The organism is Pseudomonas sp. S2_E02, assembly GCF_054668355.1.
The window spans coordinates 3,215,049-3,231,459 of sequence record NZ_CP162761.1; the positions used below are offsets into that span (position 1 = coordinate 3,215,049).

The 16,411-nt window shown below is 58.8% G+C and carries 11 protein-coding genes; 7 read left to right on the forward strand and 4 right to left on the reverse strand.

What is annotated here, in order from left to right; genetic code table 11:
- Positions 1-70: 70 nt before the first annotated feature.
- Positions 71-5,797: a membrane-targeted effector domain-containing toxin gene (locus AB4O01_RS14355; RefSeq protein WP_460092162.1), complete on the forward strand. Its 5,727-nt coding sequence runs from the start codon at positions 71-73 to the stop codon at positions 5,795-5,797.
- A gap of 271 nt (positions 5,798-6,068) precedes the next feature.
- Positions 6,069-8,486, forward strand: a complete 2,418-nt coding sequence (gene lon / locus AB4O01_RS14360) for an endopeptidase La (RefSeq protein WP_460092163.1) — start codon at positions 6,069-6,071, stop codon at positions 8,484-8,486.
- 68 nt (positions 8,487-8,554) lie between these two features.
- Here the strand turns inward: lon and AB4O01_RS14365 are convergent, their stop codons facing one another.
- Positions 8,555-9,700, reverse strand: coding sequence for an integrase core domain-containing protein (locus AB4O01_RS14365; RefSeq protein WP_116256756.1), 1,146 nt, complete (start codon positions 9,698-9,700; stop codon positions 8,555-8,557).
- A gap of 327 nt (positions 9,701-10,027) precedes the next feature.
- On the opposite strand from AB4O01_RS14365, the gene AB4O01_RS14370 reads away from it, so the two are divergent.
- From AB4O01_RS14370 to cmoB, 5 genes are all read left to right on the forward strand, one after another.
- Complete coding sequence (locus AB4O01_RS14370; RefSeq protein WP_093430626.1) at positions 10,028-10,420, forward strand: protease inhibitor I42 family protein; 393 nt, start codon at positions 10,028-10,030, stop codon at positions 10,418-10,420.
- Positions 10,421-10,422: 2 nt separating this feature from the next.
- Positions 10,423-11,073: a lysoplasmalogenase gene (locus tag AB4O01_RS14375; protein WP_460092165.1), complete on the forward strand. Its 651-nt coding sequence runs from the start codon at positions 10,423-10,425 to the stop codon at positions 11,071-11,073.
- 127 nt (positions 11,074-11,200) lie between these two features.
- Positions 11,201-11,695, forward strand: a complete 495-nt coding sequence (locus tag AB4O01_RS14380; RefSeq protein ID WP_460092167.1) for a hypothetical protein — start codon at positions 11,201-11,203, stop codon at positions 11,693-11,695.
- Positions 11,696-11,814: 119 nt separating this feature from the next.
- On the forward strand, positions 11,815-12,594 hold the full coding sequence (gene cmoA, locus AB4O01_RS14385; protein WP_175559565.1) for a carboxy-S-adenosyl-L-methionine synthase CmoA: 780 nt from the start codon (positions 11,815-11,817) through the stop codon (positions 12,592-12,594).
- Positions 12,591-13,547 carry a tRNA 5-methoxyuridine(34)/uridine 5-oxyacetic acid(34) synthase CmoB gene (gene cmoB / locus AB4O01_RS14390; RefSeq protein ID WP_460092169.1) on the forward strand — a complete coding sequence of 319 codons (957 nt, stop codon included), beginning with the start codon at positions 12,591-12,593 and terminating at the stop codon, positions 13,545-13,547. The genes cmoA and cmoB overlap by 4 nt, the downstream gene beginning before the upstream one ends.
- A gap of 577 nt (positions 13,548-14,124) precedes the next feature.
- Here cmoB and tadA read toward each other — a convergent pair.
- The 3 genes from tadA to AB4O01_RS14405 all read right to left on the reverse strand — a co-directional run bounded on the left by tadA (position 14,125) and on the right by AB4O01_RS14405 (position 16,409).
- Positions 14,125-14,625 (reverse strand): tRNA adenosine(34) deaminase TadA, encoded by a 501-nt coding sequence (gene tadA, locus AB4O01_RS14395; protein WP_095048334.1) that lies wholly within the window; start codon positions 14,623-14,625, stop codon positions 14,125-14,127.
- Complete coding sequence (locus AB4O01_RS14400) at positions 14,625-16,001, reverse strand: multicopper oxidase family protein (protein WP_460092172.1); 1,377 nt, start codon at positions 15,999-16,001, stop codon at positions 14,625-14,627. Before AB4O01_RS14400 ends, tadA begins: the two co-directional genes overlap by 1 nt.
- A gap of 117 nt (positions 16,002-16,118) precedes the next feature.
- Positions 16,119-16,409, reverse strand: coding sequence for a PTS transporter subunit EIIB (locus tag AB4O01_RS14405; protein WP_460092173.1), 291 nt, complete (start codon positions 16,407-16,409; stop codon positions 16,119-16,121).
- Positions 16,410-16,411 lie beyond the last annotated feature (2 nt).

Genomic DNA, 16,411 nt, shown 5'->3' on the forward strand with positions numbered 1-16,411 from the left:
ATATATACCACCCGCCTCCCACTGCCCCTCGCCATGCTGGCCGCTCACCCTCAGCATGGAAAAAATGCCCATGAACCTCGCCATAACCCCCACCTCCGAAGAGGTCAAAAACGATCTCAACGCGATCGCCCATCACCTGTTCAATACATCAACCCCGCTGCTTCCCGAACAAAAACCGAGTACCGAACAGGCCTTTCTGAAACGCCTCGACGAACAACTGAAAACCTATCGCACCAGCTACCTGCAACGCAGCCGCGAGCTGTATCAGGCGCTGGAAAACAGCGATCTGCAAAGCGACGAAGGCAAACAACTGATCGCCACCCTGAAAGTCAGGCTGGCCACTCAACTGATCAACATGGATCAACGCGACCGGATCGACGATAAACCGGCGAAAACCTTCCTCAAATATGACGCAGGCTTCACCGCCATCGGCCACGAAGCCAGACAGGCCGTCACCGACCGCTTGCTGCACCCGCAAGCCGGCGAACTGCTGCAAAAACTCGATGCGGTGCCGATGCTGCGTCCGGCCATGTACGCGCTGCAGTTCAGCTATCAAGACACCACCGTTGAGCTGGCCGGCGCCTTTGTGGTCACGGAAAAGGACACTCGCCGAGTCAAGGACCTGCTGACCGACCAGAGCATGGGTTTCGCCCTGCTGTTTACCCCCGCAAGAGGCATCGAATTCTTCAACTCCCTTGCTGATCTCGACAACCAACTGCGCACATTGCTGAACCAGGCCAGCGGTAGCAAGGAGTTCATGTCCATGCTGCCGACGCGCTATCACGCCGTCGGCGCAGCAGGGATCTGGCCGCTGCTGCTCGCGCCAATCGACAGCAGACCGTTGTTCGAACACACCTACGACGCGCTGATCGAAAAACGCACGCAGGATATCGAGCGCGCCTTGAGCTTCGCCGAAAACCCACAGCAAGACCCCAGGCAATTGCTCACCGCGCTGGACCACGCCATTGCCGCCGCCCTGCCGGATCTCACGTCGCGTCTGGAATTACGCGCGCAAACCTTGTTCGAGCGCCACCTGCGCTACAGCGCACCGGACTGGTTTCGAAGCGCCAGCACCGCGCAAAGAGACGCACTGGCGCAGCATCTGCGCAACTACCAGCAGGCGCGGCAAGACCTGCTCGACTTGATGGAGCCGGCCGGCAGTCTGACGGCACTGGCCCGCCAACAATGGCTGGAGCGCCTGAGCGAAGACCTGGAAATCGACGACCTCGAGCCGGCAAAGTTAAGCCTTGCGACCGATCGCCGAGTGCCGGGCTACGGCGTTTATGTGCATCAATCCAGCCTGCTCGAGCTGTCCTTGCGCGGCCCGCACACCGGCGATGAATTACCGGGCTCGGAGTTTTTGAAGTACACCACCCTCACCTACGATGACGCGCCTTTGCCGCCAGCCTACGCGGACGTGACGCCGGCGTGGCTGATCAGGCAAGCCGTGGAGCTGCAGCCTCGGATTGACTTCAATCACTTGCAAAATGAGCTGCAGGCCAGGCCCGCAATCAAACCCGCCATTGAGCAGATGCTCGACAAACGTATCGTCGCCCTCGCTCACACGGCGGTGCTGCAGGGGCACTTGCTCGACAGTGACCTGCAACTGATCCAGCGCCTGCGTGACGGTAGCGATGCGCGCCTGCGCGCCGCCACCCTGTCGCTGCACGGCGCCCAGTTGCAGGATTTGTGGGTGTTGCGCCAGAACGATGACCGCGGCGCGCTCAAACGGTTGTTGCTGTGCACACCACAGGCGCCGCGAACGCAACAATTCCAGGCCTTCGACAGTGAGCGCGAATGCCAGACCCACCTGCTGGGCTGGGCCAAACACAGTGATGCCGCCGACAGCATGGCCGGCTACCTGATCAGCCGTGCGCCCATGCGCTTTCGCACAAAGCTGCGCCACGTATTGGCCGGGCTGAGTTTCAAACCTGAGGCGCTGGAGCATCAAAAGGTCACGTTCGCTCACACCGGCAGTCATCCCGATTGCCTGCGCACGATGGCTGAACATGTGCTCGCCACACGGATCGACGACTACGATTTCTGTACACCGCTGTGGTATCGCTCCACCACGGCTGCCAACCGCCGAAAGCTGACGACCCTGAGTGAAGACGCCGAAGGCGCCTTGCGCGCGTTCAACAAGCATGCCTTGTCGGGCAGCAGCTTTCCGGCGTTTGATGACTACGTGCACGAGCAAGCCAAAATCAGCTTGAACCGCTTGCTCAAGCGCACCACCAACGATGTCGATCCGGATACCGTCTGGGCTTACTCGCCGACCGCCATCGTGCGCTCGTGGACGCCAAAACCGCTGAACTACACCACGCTGTATCGCGATGGCTACGCCGACGGCGTCGGTTTTCTCGATGAAAAATTTTCCCGCTCGGCGCGCTTCAGAGGCCCGCAGGGCATCGACCTCAGCAACCTGACCGCACAGAATGTCGCGCGCTCGGTCACCGGTGTGTGGATCGGCCAGCGCTACATCGACAAGGTCAAGGCTGAACTGCAAAGTTCGACGAGCGAAGGCTATGACTTGCGGCGCAACACGACCCTGGCCATTACCCAGCGCCAGATGAAAAGCGCCGCGCTGGAATGCCAGCTGCAGGGCCATATCGCCAGCCATGATCTGCAATGGCTGGAGCAGAGTATCGACAGCATGGCTGAAACTTCCGGCGCCACGCGCACGACCTATCCACTCCACCGTTTGATGATCGACGGCGAATGGGTGCTCGACGCGTGGCTGTTCAGCCATGGTGCCAACCCGGTTCTGCTCTACACCCCGGAGGCGCCCGACGGCGTCGCTTTCCGCGAAGCGCGGCTGTTCAATTACCTGCTTCAACAGCAGTCCGGCATGCTCGAATACCTGACGTTGCGCGTCGACGTCAGCGCCCGGACCCGGGTTCGCACATACCTTGAAAACATCAAGAAAGGGCTGCCCAAAGACCTCAATAAAACCACGCCCAGCCCTGCACGTTACGACTCGACCCGCGCAGTCGCGGCGGTCAGTGACCTGCGCACTGTCCTTTACGACATGAGGCTGCAACGTCGTATCGACGACGTTAACGCCACCACCACCAGCCGTGCCGAGATGATCGCCGGTCTGGTCTGGACCAGTGTCGAATGGATCGCCGCCATTGCCACGGCGCCGTTCCCGCTGCTGAGCCTGAGCACCGGCCTGTTACTGGCTTTCAAGGACGCCATGCTCGCCCTGCATGCGTACCGTCAGGGTGACCACGGCGAAGCGTTCCAGCATCTGCTCGGTTATCTGTTCAACAGTGCCGGCGCGGTGCTGACCGACCTGCGTCCGGCGCTGCGTTCGCTCAAGCCCGTGCGCCGGCCTGTGCGGCAGAGCCTCGTCAGTGCCAGCAACGAACAACGCGATGTCATGACCGTGATCGATCAAGTAACACCTGGCCCCAAGCGGAATGAAATGAGTCCGGTGGTGTACAGAAATGAGCTGTTCTATATCGACAAAGATCCTGACTCCAGCGGTCGCTTTTTGCTTTACCGAGCCAATCCGGATTCCGGCGAACTCACCTCGAGCACAATCCTGACCGTGCGCAACGCAGACGGAAAGTTGGTGCGCAGTGGTTTGGCCGGCGGTGCGCTCGAGTACGAGGTCGTGCCAGAGACACCCGGCCCGGACAAGGTCTATGGTGTGAAGTCCAAATACCACGATCGCATCGAAATGGTGATGAACCCGCAAATCCGGGAGAACATCCTCAAAAACAGTCAGGACTTCATCGGCACCGATCCCCAATTGTACCTTTTCGGTTTTTTGGAAAGTCTCGTCCCGACGCGCACCGCTTACCTGAAGCAGGTCGAAAAGCTCAGCACCGACGCCACCGCGCATTTCGCCGAACTTGCCCCGTTGCCAGCCCGCGCCGAAGTCCCGCCAGTCGCCGACGACCTGTCGTTTGCCCAGTTACTGGCGAGCGACGCCGTCAAAGGAAAAAATCTGGTGATCGGCGCCCAGCCCGGCTCGATCGCCAGCAAACAGTTGCTGATCGAGGGTGTGGATGAACTCGTGAGCAACGGTTTCAAGCGACTTTACGTGGAATACCTGGCGGGCGATGTCTTCAAAATCAAGCTGGAAAAACTGAATAAGGGCGGAACCTGGAAACACATCGAAAAACATCTTAAAGCCGTCGACCTTGCGCTGGGGTATGAGAAAAAAGCGCCATTCTCTTATCTGGCACTGGTGCGTGCAGCGCGCGAAAAGGGTCTGAAAATCCATGCGCTGGATGCGTCGACCAGCTATCAACTGGAAGGAGTGATGGTACTGGACGACGTCTCGCCATTGACCCCTCGCAGCAACAGCATCAGGAATTTCTATTCGCACAAGACGCTGGCCGTCGATATCGCCGATGCGCCTGAGGAGCGCTGGGTGGTCCTCACCGAACAATCACGCATGAGCACCTTCGACAACACCCCCGGCCTGGCCGACCTGCACGCGGCTGTCGCCGTGCGCGTGGAAGATGTCGCACAGGATCAGGCGGCGCGCATCAGCCTCGATTCAGCCGGGGCAATCCCCGGGGATTCGGCCGCCAAGGGCGATTATCGTGTGCAGCGGCCGACGGCGTACAAGGCGCCTCAACCCGTCTCCCGGCCAGCATCGATTGCCCCTGCTGTCGAGCATTTCAGCGAATACGATATTCCACCCGCCATGCGTGAAGACATCGCGAGGATGTTGCATCAGCACAAAGCCATGGACTCACGCTATACCCCGACCGTACCGAAAGAACAACAGGCGCACGATGCGTTCATCGCCAACCGCAAGCGTCTGGAGAAAAAGGCCAGGGACACGTTTGCTCACTACACGCCCCCCGAAGCGGCCGCGCTCCCGACACTCACCTCAGACATCAAGTTTGAGGAGTTTTTGCGGCTGGTGGCCGACGGCCGCTTGAACCTGCTGATCGGCGAGGCCCATAGCCACGTATCGAGCAAAGCGTTGCTGAAAAAGTACATGAAGGCGCTCAAGCAAGCCGGGTATGACACGCTCTACGTGGAACATCTGTTCACCGATTTGCACCAGGCCGATCTGGATACTTTTTTTCGGACACAGCGCATGCCCGACGGACTGAAGAATTACCTGCGCGTTCAGGACCGTGGCCAAATGCCCACTTATAAAGGTAACGATACCTACACAGAGGTCCTCCAGGCGGCGGCGAAGTACAACATCCGTATCAGGGCCCTCGATTGCACGGCGTCTTACCACCTCAAGGGTGTGTTTGACGAAGATATCTCGCGAAACGAGATGTTCAGCTATTTTGCCACCCAAGTGATCGAAGCCGACCAACTGTTAAATGGGCCGCATAAGTGGGTGGCCCTTATCGGCAATGCCCACACTAACTACAACCTGGGTGTGCCGGGTCTGGCGGATACCCTCTCGGCGGTCAGTCTCCACGTACGCGACACCGCTCCGGAACTGGCCAGAGATATCCATCGCGGGACCTGGAGAGCGGTGGCCAGCGAGCGCGGAACCAATAGCCGGGCCTTGCGCAGCGATTTCCTGCTGGACGTGGCCGTCGCCGGCAAGAACAAACCAGCCCTGACGCCGGCCGTCGAGCGCAGCAAACTGACCCGGTCCGGGATGTTCATGATCGAAAACACGGATACGGGCGAGCTCCGTCTGGTGCATAAATCCAGGTCCGACGACATCGTTGAGACACCGATTCAGGTCAATGACCACGGCTTGTTTTTCATTGATCGCTGGGAGAAAAAAGATGAGCGTTTCAAATACCTGGGGACCTTGATCGATATGCTGGTCAGTGATTTGAGAATGACCGAGGTGAAATAAGCGTCAGGTGTAACTGCGCATTGCCAACAACCACCGGGCTGACTGCCCGGTGGTTTTTTATCGTCAATGCCACAGTTCTGCACCCTGCCGAAATAGCGCAGCCCATTGGGTGCGAGCGTGCTGCGGGCGGCGTTCCGCCGAACAACAGAGTTCGCCAGGTCCAGAGAAACCCTGTCAAAACCCTGAACACACAAGCAGAAACGTCTGCCCCCATTGAAACCACCCAAGGCCTGCCCCATCTAAGACCCATACTCCATTGCGCAGGTGCCCCATGAGCGACCAGCAAGAATTCCCGGAAAACCCCGACGACTACACCGAAGCCGAAAACATCGAACACACCTCCTCCGGCAAAGGCCTCGCCCTGCCCGGCCAGAACCTGCCGGACAAGGTCTACATCATCCCGATCCACAATCGCCCGTTCTTCCCGGCCCAGGTCCTGCCGGTCATCGTCAATGAAGAGCCGTGGGCCGAGACCCTCGAACTGGTCAGCAAATCCGAACACCACTCCCTGGCCTTGTTCTTCATGGACACGCCCCAGGAAGACCCGCGCCACTTCGACACCGGCGCCCTGCCGCAATACGGCACCCTGGTCAAAGTCCACCACGCCAGCCGCGAGAACGGCAAACTGCAATTCGTCGCCCAAGGCCTGAGCCGAGTGCGCATCAAGACCTGGCTGAAACACCACCGCCCGCCGTATCTGGTGGAGGTCGAATACCCACACCAGCCCACCGAGCCGACCGACGAGGTCAAGGCTTACGGCATGGCGCTGATCAACGCGATCAAAGAACTGCTGCCGCTCAACCCGCTGTACAGCGAAGAACTGAAGAACTACCTCAACCGCTTCAGCCCCAACGACCCGTCGCCGCTGACCGACTTCGCCGCCGCACTGACCTCAGCCACCGGCCCCGAACTGCAAGAAGTGCTCGACTGCGTGCCGATGCTCAAGCGCATGGAAAAAGTCCTGCCGATGCTGCGCAAGGAAGTCGAAGTCGCGCGCCTGCAAAAAGAGATTTCGGCGGAAGTTAACCGCAAGATCGGCGAGCATCAGCGCGAGTTCTTCCTCAAGGAACAACTCAAGGTCATTCAGCAGGAACTCGGCCTGACCAAGGACGACCGCAGCGCCGACCTTGAACAGTTCGAGCAGCGCCTGGAAGGCAAAGTCCTGCCGGCCCAAGTGCAGAAGCGCCTCGAAGAGGAAATGAACAAGCTGTCGATCCTCGAGACCGGTTCCCCCGAGTACGCGGTCACCCGTAACTACCTCGACTGGGCGACCTCGGTGCCGTGGGGCGTCTACGGCGAGGACAAACTCGACCTCAAGCACGCGCGCAAAATCCTCGACAAACACCACGCCGGCCTCGACGACATCAAGGATCGCATCCTCGAATTCCTCGCCGTGGGTGCTTATAAAGGCGAGATCAGCGGTTCCATCGTGTTGCTGGTCGGCCCGCCAGGCGTGGGTAAAACCAGCGTCGGTAAATCCATCGCAGAATCACTCGGTCGGCCGTTCTACCGCTTCAGCCTCGGCGGCATGCGTGATGAGGCTGAGATCAAGGGCCACCGCCGCACCTACATCGGCGCGCAGCCGGGCAAACTGGTGCAGGCGTTGAAAGACGTCGAAGTGATGAACCCGGTGATCATGCTCGACGAGATCGACAAGATGGGCCAGAGCTACCAGGGCGACCCGGCCTCGGCGCTGCTGGAAACCCTCGACCCGGAGCAGAACGTCGAATTCCTCGACCATTACCTCGACCTGCGCATGGACCTGTCGAAAGTCCTCTTCGTGTGCACCGCCAACACTCTGGATTCGATCCCCGGCCCATTGCTCGACCGCATGGAAGTGATTCGCCTGTCGGGCTACATCACCGAAGAAAAAGTCGCCATCGCCAAGCGTCACCTGTGGCCGAAACTGCTGGAAAAGGCCGGCGTGTCCAAGGGCAGCCTGAGCATCAGCGACACCGCGCTCAAAGCCTTGATCGACGGTTACGCCCGTGAAGCCGGCGTGCGTCAGCTGGAAAAGCAAATGGGCAAACTGGTGCGCAAAGCGGTGATGAAGCTGATCGACGAACCGAAAGCGGTGATCAAACTCGGGCCGAAAGACCTCGAAGCGTCACTCGGCCATCCAGTGTTCCGCAACGAACAAGTGCTGTCCGGTACTGGCGTGATTACCGGTCTGGCATGGACCAGCATGGGCGGCGCGACGTTGCCGATCGAAGCTACGCGGATTCACACGCTTAACCGTGGCTTCAAACTCACCGGGCAACTGGGTGATGTGATGAAGGAGTCGGCGGAGATCGCCTACAGCTACGTCAGCTCACACCTGAAACAATTCGGCGGCGACGCGAAGTTCTTCGACGAAGCCTTCGTGCACCTGCACGTACCGGAAGGCGCGACACCCAAGGACGGCCCGAGCGCCGGCGTGACCATGGCCAGCGCCCTGCTCTCGCTCGCACGCAATCAGCCGCCGAAGAAAGGTGTAGCGATGACCGGCGAATTGACCCTGACCGGGCATGTGCTGCCGATTGGCGGGGTGCGCGAGAAGGTGATTGCGGCGCGCCGGCAGAAGATTTTCGAGTTGATTCTGCCGGAGCCGAACCGGGGTAATTTTGAGGAATTGCCGGATTATCTGAAGGAAGGGATTACGGTGCATTTCGCGAAGAAGTTTGCCGATGTAGCGAAGGTATTGTTCTGACAGAAAACCCCTCACTGTAGAGACCGGTACATCCTTTACAAATTAGACCGGGGACATCGTTTACACCTTTACAGGCTTGAAACGCGTTTGGCGCCTCTTTCAAGCCTGCCTAAACAGTGGCTGCAAAGGTACAGTTCCCAAGCGTCATCAGCCACTTCCTTCAACGCGATGTCCTCTCCAATTAGAGCCTCTCCTAGAAAAATCAGCTGTCCTTTCCATTTAATTTCCCCATTTGACCGAACCTTACGTACTTCAACATCGGAACCGTATTCAAGCGCAGGCAAGTAACCGGGATAAGCGCGTATCGACGGGCGATAGACAGATGCCGGCGGTTTCATGCCCAGCGCGGTGTGCGGTCGGTGGTGGTTGAAGTCTTGGATGAAATCCTGAAAAGCCAGCTGCTGGCGCACCAGGTTTTCCGCCGGTGGCACTGCTGCCTTTAGCGTTCGATGCATCCGTTCATGTCGACCATTTTGGTCGGGACGGCCAGGTGTAATCGTTTCGACATGGATTCCGAGCCTGATGAACCAAACCGATAACTTCGAAAGTCGCGCCAGACCTGTCGACGCAAAAGGAGCGCCATTATCAGTGCGGATCACATCCGGCAGCCCATATTCTCGAAAAGCCCACTCGAAGCCTTCCCGCGTCGGCGCTCCGTGCGTACTGGGCAAAGCGCGACAGACGAATAAAAAGCGGCTCATCTGATCGGTAATGGTCAGCGGATAGCACCAATTACCGTCCTGCATTTTGAACTGCCCTTTGTAATCAGCACACCAAGTCTGGTTGGGCGCGTCGACCGGACGCAAATGTGTTGGAGCACGGGGACGCGGGGGATAGGGCCGTCGCGCCACCACCAAACCAGCTTTCTTCAACCACTCCCCGGCGGTACTCGCCGCCGGCCATTGGATATGCGGATCGGAATCGCGCAGGCGACCAATGATCTGCTTGGGTCCCCGATCGGGATGTTCGTTTTTCTTGGCCAGCAACTTGGCGATGATTTCATCGGAAGTTTGGTGAGGGCAATTCAGCGGCTTACGCGACTGCTCTTTCAAGCCATCCACGCCCAACGCTGCATACCGTTCCAGCCACTTGTCGATGGTTGGACGACTGACGCCATACCGCCGGCTTAATTGGCTTTTGGTGTAGCTGCCGCTGAGCCAATCGCTAATTAACTTCACTCGTTGATCCATTGGAGACTCTTGTTTCCAGGGCATGGTCAGCACCTCCTGACCATGATTGATACCTGTAAACCATGTCCCCGGTCTCAAACGTAAAGGATGTACCCGGTCTTTACCCACCCCAACCCTCTCCCGGAGGGAGAGGGAGCTAATTGCGGAATATTGCAGAGTTACACCGACCTGAAAGTACTTCGCTGAATCCATAATCGACTCGGTCTTTCAGGTCGATGTATGACACAAGACACCTCGGTCAGTCCCCTCTCCCTCTGGGAGAGGGTTAGGGTGAGGGCTTGGCGTTGTCACACTTTGTCTCATCTTCAGTTATGCTCGCCGTTCGTCGTAAACGCCGGAGCCTCTGACCTTATGTCCCCCACTCGCCTGTTTGTCCCCCTCGCCCTTTCGTTGCTGGCCGCCTGCGCCACACAACCGAAACACAACGTGACCGTGGAAAAACAAAGCGAATGCCCCGTACGGCTGACTAACGGGCAAAACCTCATCATCATGCTGCCAAGCAACCCGACCACCGGCTATCGCTGGGCCATTCAGGATTCGGCTGGCGGCGTATTGCGTGCACTCAGCCCCGAGGTCTATAGCAATCCGGAAGACGCCGGCGTCGTCGGCGCAGCGGGCGTATCGACCTGGCGCTTTCAAGCATTTGCCCCCGGCACCGGGCGTCTGCGCCTGACCTCACAACAGCCATGGGCACCGGAAGTGCTGCCAGTGGAAACCTTTGACTGCGCCATTTCGGTGAACTGATCGTGGGCTGGCTGATTCTGGCGCTGATGGGCGCGGTGACGTTTCTCTACGGTGTCAGCACCCACGCGGCGTTACTGTGTCTGTTGGTCAAACCATTGCCGGTGCTGGCGCTGCTCGGCTGGCTCCATGACGCACCGCCCAGCGACTATCGGCGCTGGATCAGTCTGGGTCTGATTTTCTCGCTGCTGGGTGATGTGTTGCTGGCGTGGCCGGGGGACCTCTTCGTGTTTGGCCTCGGTGCGTTTCTGGTCGCACACCTGGCTTATCTGAAGGCTTATCTGAGTGACTGCAAGCGTCTGGCGGTGTTGCCGCTGGTGCTCGCCCTCGGAGTTGGCGCGGTATTGCTGGGACTGCTGATTTCCAGCGGCTTAGGTCCGTTGCTGGTGCCGGTGATTGTCTATGGCACGGCAATCAGCGCGATGCTCTGGCGCGCGCTTGCTCGTCTCGGCACCGATGTGCCGAAACGCTCGGCGTTACTGGCGGCGGGCGGTGCAGTGGCGTTTGTGTTCTCCGACAGCGTGATTGGCATTGACCGGTTTGTATCGCCATTTCACGCTGCACCGTATGTCATCATCCTCAGCTACTGGCTGGGCCAATGGGGCATCACTGCCTCGTCATTCGAAAGAGTGGAACAACTCAAGCGCACGCTATAAGCCAATAGTTGCCCTTTTATCTCGAAATATTATAAAAACCTGTCAACTCTGACAGTAGTTCATGATTTTTGTTCTCCCTAGTATTCGTTGGCGTTATCCAATCCCATGTAATACAAGGAAGAACTTCATGAGCTTTTTCAAAAGTAAAAACGCAACACTTTCCAACACTGCGGAACCTATCATTACCGTCAGTGCTGAAACACTTGCAACGGTGTCTGGCCGAGTGAAATTCGACAGCCAGATTGTGGAGTTCGATGCTGATCCGGCAAGTGATCAGATTGCACTGGTGACCCGTGCAAATTCTCAAGATTATTCGCATCGCAGTAAAAAAGGTCTGGTACTCGTATTTGATAAAACCATTAAATCGGGCAACTATCCTGTTACTGATCCAGGCTTCCCTTTCCATGATGCCTATTATTTTGAAACGGGTACCATCCCCGGCTTTACAACCTCGTTTCAATACACGGCAAAAAGCGGAACGTTCAATGTAGAGGTGATTGAGGCCACAGCCGAGAAACTGCATTACCAAATCGACTTTGATTTCAAGGGTGTCAACGAGCGTAGTCAGGAACTGAAAATCGCCGGCAAATCTACTTACATCGTATTACTGCAACCTCGGTAATCAGCGTTAAATAATGAATGACCAAGCTCGCCTAGCGAACCTGGTCATTCAGCCTTTCTAAACCCGCTTTCCCACGCTTTATCAGACAACCCAAGCATCCCCGCGCCCTTTTGGCTAAAATGCCGGCCTTTTCCACCGACACCGCCGGAACCGCCGTGAGCAAAGAACCCGATCGCATTTTCGCCAAGCCTTTGGCCCAGGTACCCGACTTCGCCTTCAACGAAGACGTGGTGCGGGTGTTCCCGGACATGATCAAGCGCTCGGTGCCGGGTTACCCGACCATCGTCGAAAACCTCGGTGTGCTCGCCGCGCAGTTCGCTCAGCCAAACAGCGTGCTCTACGACCTCGGCTCATCGCTGGGCGCTGTCACTCAAGCCCTGCGTCGCCACGTGCGCACCGACGGTTGCCGGGTAATCGCTGTGGATAACTCGGCAGCGATGGTTGAGCGCTGCCGCGAATACCTCAACGGTCAGGACTCGATGTTTCAGGAGTTGCTGCCGGTCGAAGTGATCGAAGGCGACATTCTCGCCCTCGACTTCCAGCCCGCCTCGGTGGTGGCGCTGAACTTCACCCTGCAATTCATCGCCCCCGATCAGCGCACGGCGTTGCTCTCGCGCATTCGCCAATCGCTGCTGCCGGGCGGCGCGCTGATCCTCTCGGAGAAGCTGCGCTTCAACGATGCCGAAGAACACGCGCTGCTCACCGATCTGCATGTCGCCTTCAAACGCGCCAACGGCTACAGCGAACTGGAAATCGCCCAGAAGCGCAGCGCCATCGAAAACGTCATGAAGCCCGACAGCCTCGAAGAACACCGCGAACGCCTGCTGGCCGCCGGGTTCTCGAAAGTCGTGCCGTGGTTCCAGTGTCTTAACTTTGCCTCGTTGATTGCCTTGCCATGATTGATCTGTCCCCCCTCGCCCGCCGTCTGGCCGGCACACCGCTGGCCGAATGGGCCAACACCCTGCAAGCGCAACTCGACAAGAAAATGGAGAAAGGTCACGGCGACCTGGAGCGCTGGCAAAGTGCGCTGGATGCCCTGCCGAAAATCCAGCCGAGCGAAGTCGACCTGCTCAACGGTCTGAAACTCGACACCGATTGCGACGAGGAAACCCGCGCGCAGATGCGTACCGCGCTGATGGGCCTGTCGCCCTGGCGCAAAGGCCCGTTTGATCTGTTTGGGGTGCACGTCGACACCGAATGGCGTTCGGACTGGAAGTGGTCGCGTGTCTCTCCGCACCTCGACTTGAAGGGCAAACGCATCCTCGATGTCGGTTGCGGCAACGGTTATTACATGTGGCGCATGCTCGGTGCCGGCGCGAACAGTGTGATCGGTGTTGACCCGAACTGGCTGTTCTTCTGCCAGTTCCAGGCCGTGCAGCGTTATCTGTCAGAACCCAATGCCTGGCACCTGCCCTTTCCGTTCGAAGACCTGCCGCCAAACCTAGAAGGCTTCGACACGGTGTTTTCCATGGGCGTGTTCTACCACCGTCGCTCGCCGATCGAGCATTTGCTGGCGCTGAAGGATTGCCTGGTCAAGGGTGGCGAACTGGTGCTGGAAACGCTGGTGGTCGAAGGCGACAAGCATCAGGTGCTGGTGCCGGAAGACCGTTATGCGCAGATGCGTAATGTGTGGTTCCTGCCGTCGGTGCCGGCGCTGGAGTTGTGGCTGCGCCGTGCCGGGTTCACCGATATTCGTTGCGTGGACGTGAGCACAACCACGGTTGAAGAACAGCGCGGGACTGAGTGGATGAAGTATCAGTCGCTGAGTGATTTCCTTGATCCGGAAGATCACAGCAAAACGATTGAAGGATTGCCGGCGCCGATGCGCGCAGTGATTGTCGCCAAGAAGTAACCCAATCGCCCAAACACCGCGGTGGGGCTACCCCTCACCCCAGCCCCCTCCCCAAGGAGAGGGAGCTGATCGTTGAGCTTTTCAAAACTTGAGTACGACTCGATAACTCAGGTAGGTGCACCTCGCCCATGCAATCCGGTCAGTCCCCTCTCACTGTGGGAGAGGGAGCTGATCTTTGGGCTTTTCAAAACTTGAGTTCGACTCGATAACTCAGGTCGGTGCACCTCGCCCATCCAATCCGGTCAGTCCCCTCTCACTGTGGGAGAGGGAGCTGATCTTTGGGCTTTTCAAAACTTGAGTTCGACTCGATAACTCAGGTCGGTGCACCTCGCCCATCCAATCCGGTCAGTCCCCTCACACTGTGGGAGAGGGAGCTGATCTTTGGGCTTTTCAAAACTTGAGTTCGACTCGGAATCTCAGGTCGACGGACTTGGCCCATCCAGCTCGGTCAGCCCCATCCCCCCAAGGAGAGGGGGCTGATCGTTGAGCTTTTCAAGACTTGAGTTCGACTCGATAACTCAGGTCGGCGCAGATCGCCCATTCAACCCGGTCAGTCCCCTCTCCCTCCGGGAGAGGGTTAGGGTGAGGGGCTTTTTGCTCTTCGGGCGCGAAAGAATTCGGTCAACACCGCGCCACACTCCTCCGCCAACACCCCACCCTCATACAACACCCGGTGATTCAAAAAGCCCTGAGTGAAGAACTGCCCCTGACTCTGCACAATCCCGGCTTTCGGTTCCAGCGCGCCATACACCACCCGCGCCACCCGCGAATGCACGATCAAACCGGCGCACATGCTGCACGGCTCCAGCGTCACATACAGCGTGCTGCCCGGCAGACGATAGTTATCCACCGCCTGCGCGGCCTCGCGAATGGCGACCATTTCCGCGTGGGCACTCGGGTCGCTGGTGCTGATCGGGCAATTGAAACCGCGACCGATGATCTCGCCGTCCTGCACCAGCACCGCGCCCACCGGCACTTCGCCGAGGGCTGCGCCTTGTGCGGCGAGGAGCAGCGCTTCGCGCATGAAATCGCGATCACGGCTGCGGTCGATAATTGCCGCAGGGCGAATCTGGCGCATCACTTCACCTCGATGGCGGCCATCAGGCCGGTTTCCATGTGATCGATCACGTGGCAGTGGAACATCCACACCCCCGGATTATCGGCCACCAGCGCCACTTGCGCGCGCTCGTTCTTGCCCAGCAGATAGGTGTCGGTGAAATACGGAATGATCTTGTGCCGGTTCGACGCGATCACCTTGAAACTCATGCCGTGCAGGTGGATCGGGTGCTGATACTGGGTCATGTTCTTCAATTCGAAGATGTAGCTCTGCCCCAGTTTCAGACTGGCAATCGGCCGGTCGGCGCAGGTCTTGTCGGTGATGTCCCAGGCCTTGCCGTTGATCTGCCACAGGCTCGGCGGCCTGCCGTTGTCGACGTTGACCGATACCGAACCGACCCACTCGAAATTGAAGTTGAGTTTCTCGGCATTGGCCAGGTCCGGCTCCGCCACCGGGTTGGCCGGCAACGCTTTCGGCCAGTCGCTCGGCGCATCGTTATTGGCCACTGAACGCAGCGTGCCCAGACGCACCGGGCCGTTGCGCAGCGACAATTCTTCACCCGCTGCCGGCGCCTTGATCGCCAGACAGATACGCATGCCCGGGCCAAGCCAGTATTCCTTGCCCAGCGGCCGCGGTTCGACCGGGTTGCCGTCCAGCGCATAGATTTGCGCTTCGACGCCGGGAATGTTGATGCGGTAAGTCAACGTGTTGTCGAGGTTGAGCAAACGCACGCGGGTAATCTGCCCCGCCGGCAGTTCGATCACCGGGTTCGGCACGCCGTTGATGGTCGACAACCGCCCCGCCGTACCGCCACGCGCCGCTTCACGGGGAATACTGAACTCGACGAAATTGCCTTCGTCATCGATGTGCCAGTTTTTCAGGCTCAAAGTCTTTTCGTACTTGAAACCGGTCGGCTCGCGCTCTTCGATTATCAATGGCCCGACCAAGCCGCGCCCGAGCTCTTCGCTGCTGCTGACATGCGGGTGATACCAGTAGCTACCGGCATCCGGCACGCGGAATTTGTAATCGAAGTACTCGCCCGGCAACACCGGCAGCTGCGACACGTACGGCACACCGTCCATTTCCAGCGGCAGACGAATGCCATGCCAGTGAATGGTCGTCGCCACCGGCAAGTGGTTGATGAAACGCACCCGCAGCCATTCACCCTGACGCACCCGCAACTCGGTACCCGGCGCCGACGGCCCGAATGCCCAGGCCTCGGTCTTGTGCCCCGGCACCAGCTCGACGTCCAGCGGTGCGGCGATCAGCTCATAGTCGTGGCCCGCCTCGGCGTCGGCCATTTTTCCCAGCCAATACCGCGACGCGCCCCCCGCACCAACGCCAACGACAACAAGACCGGCCAGGCCACCGAGGATTTGGCGACGGGTAAAGGACATGAACTCAACTACCTCACGTATCAGCGACAGGCCCTGAAAGCCTGCAAAAGGCGAATACGATACACCTGCGGTTGAGAAACAGTAAGGGCGACCTGAGGCCGCATGCCCTTGACCGGCTTAAGGTCGCAGCCCGGTAATCAGGTGCACGACACCATCCTCCAAGGGCATCACGCCCGCGACCCCGGCGGCGCTCAACGCCTGTTGATCGATACCCGACACATCACGCAATACAACACGCACCCGCGTCAACGCCAGCGGTTGCTGTGACTGGAGGTTATCCACACCGCCCAGCGCCGCGACGATGGCGGCGCTCAATCCGGCGCTCGGCTCGGCGAGGACTTCGGGTGTGTCCACCACCAGATCCGGGGTCAGGGCCTTCCAGAATGCCTTCTGCCATTTATCCAACATCT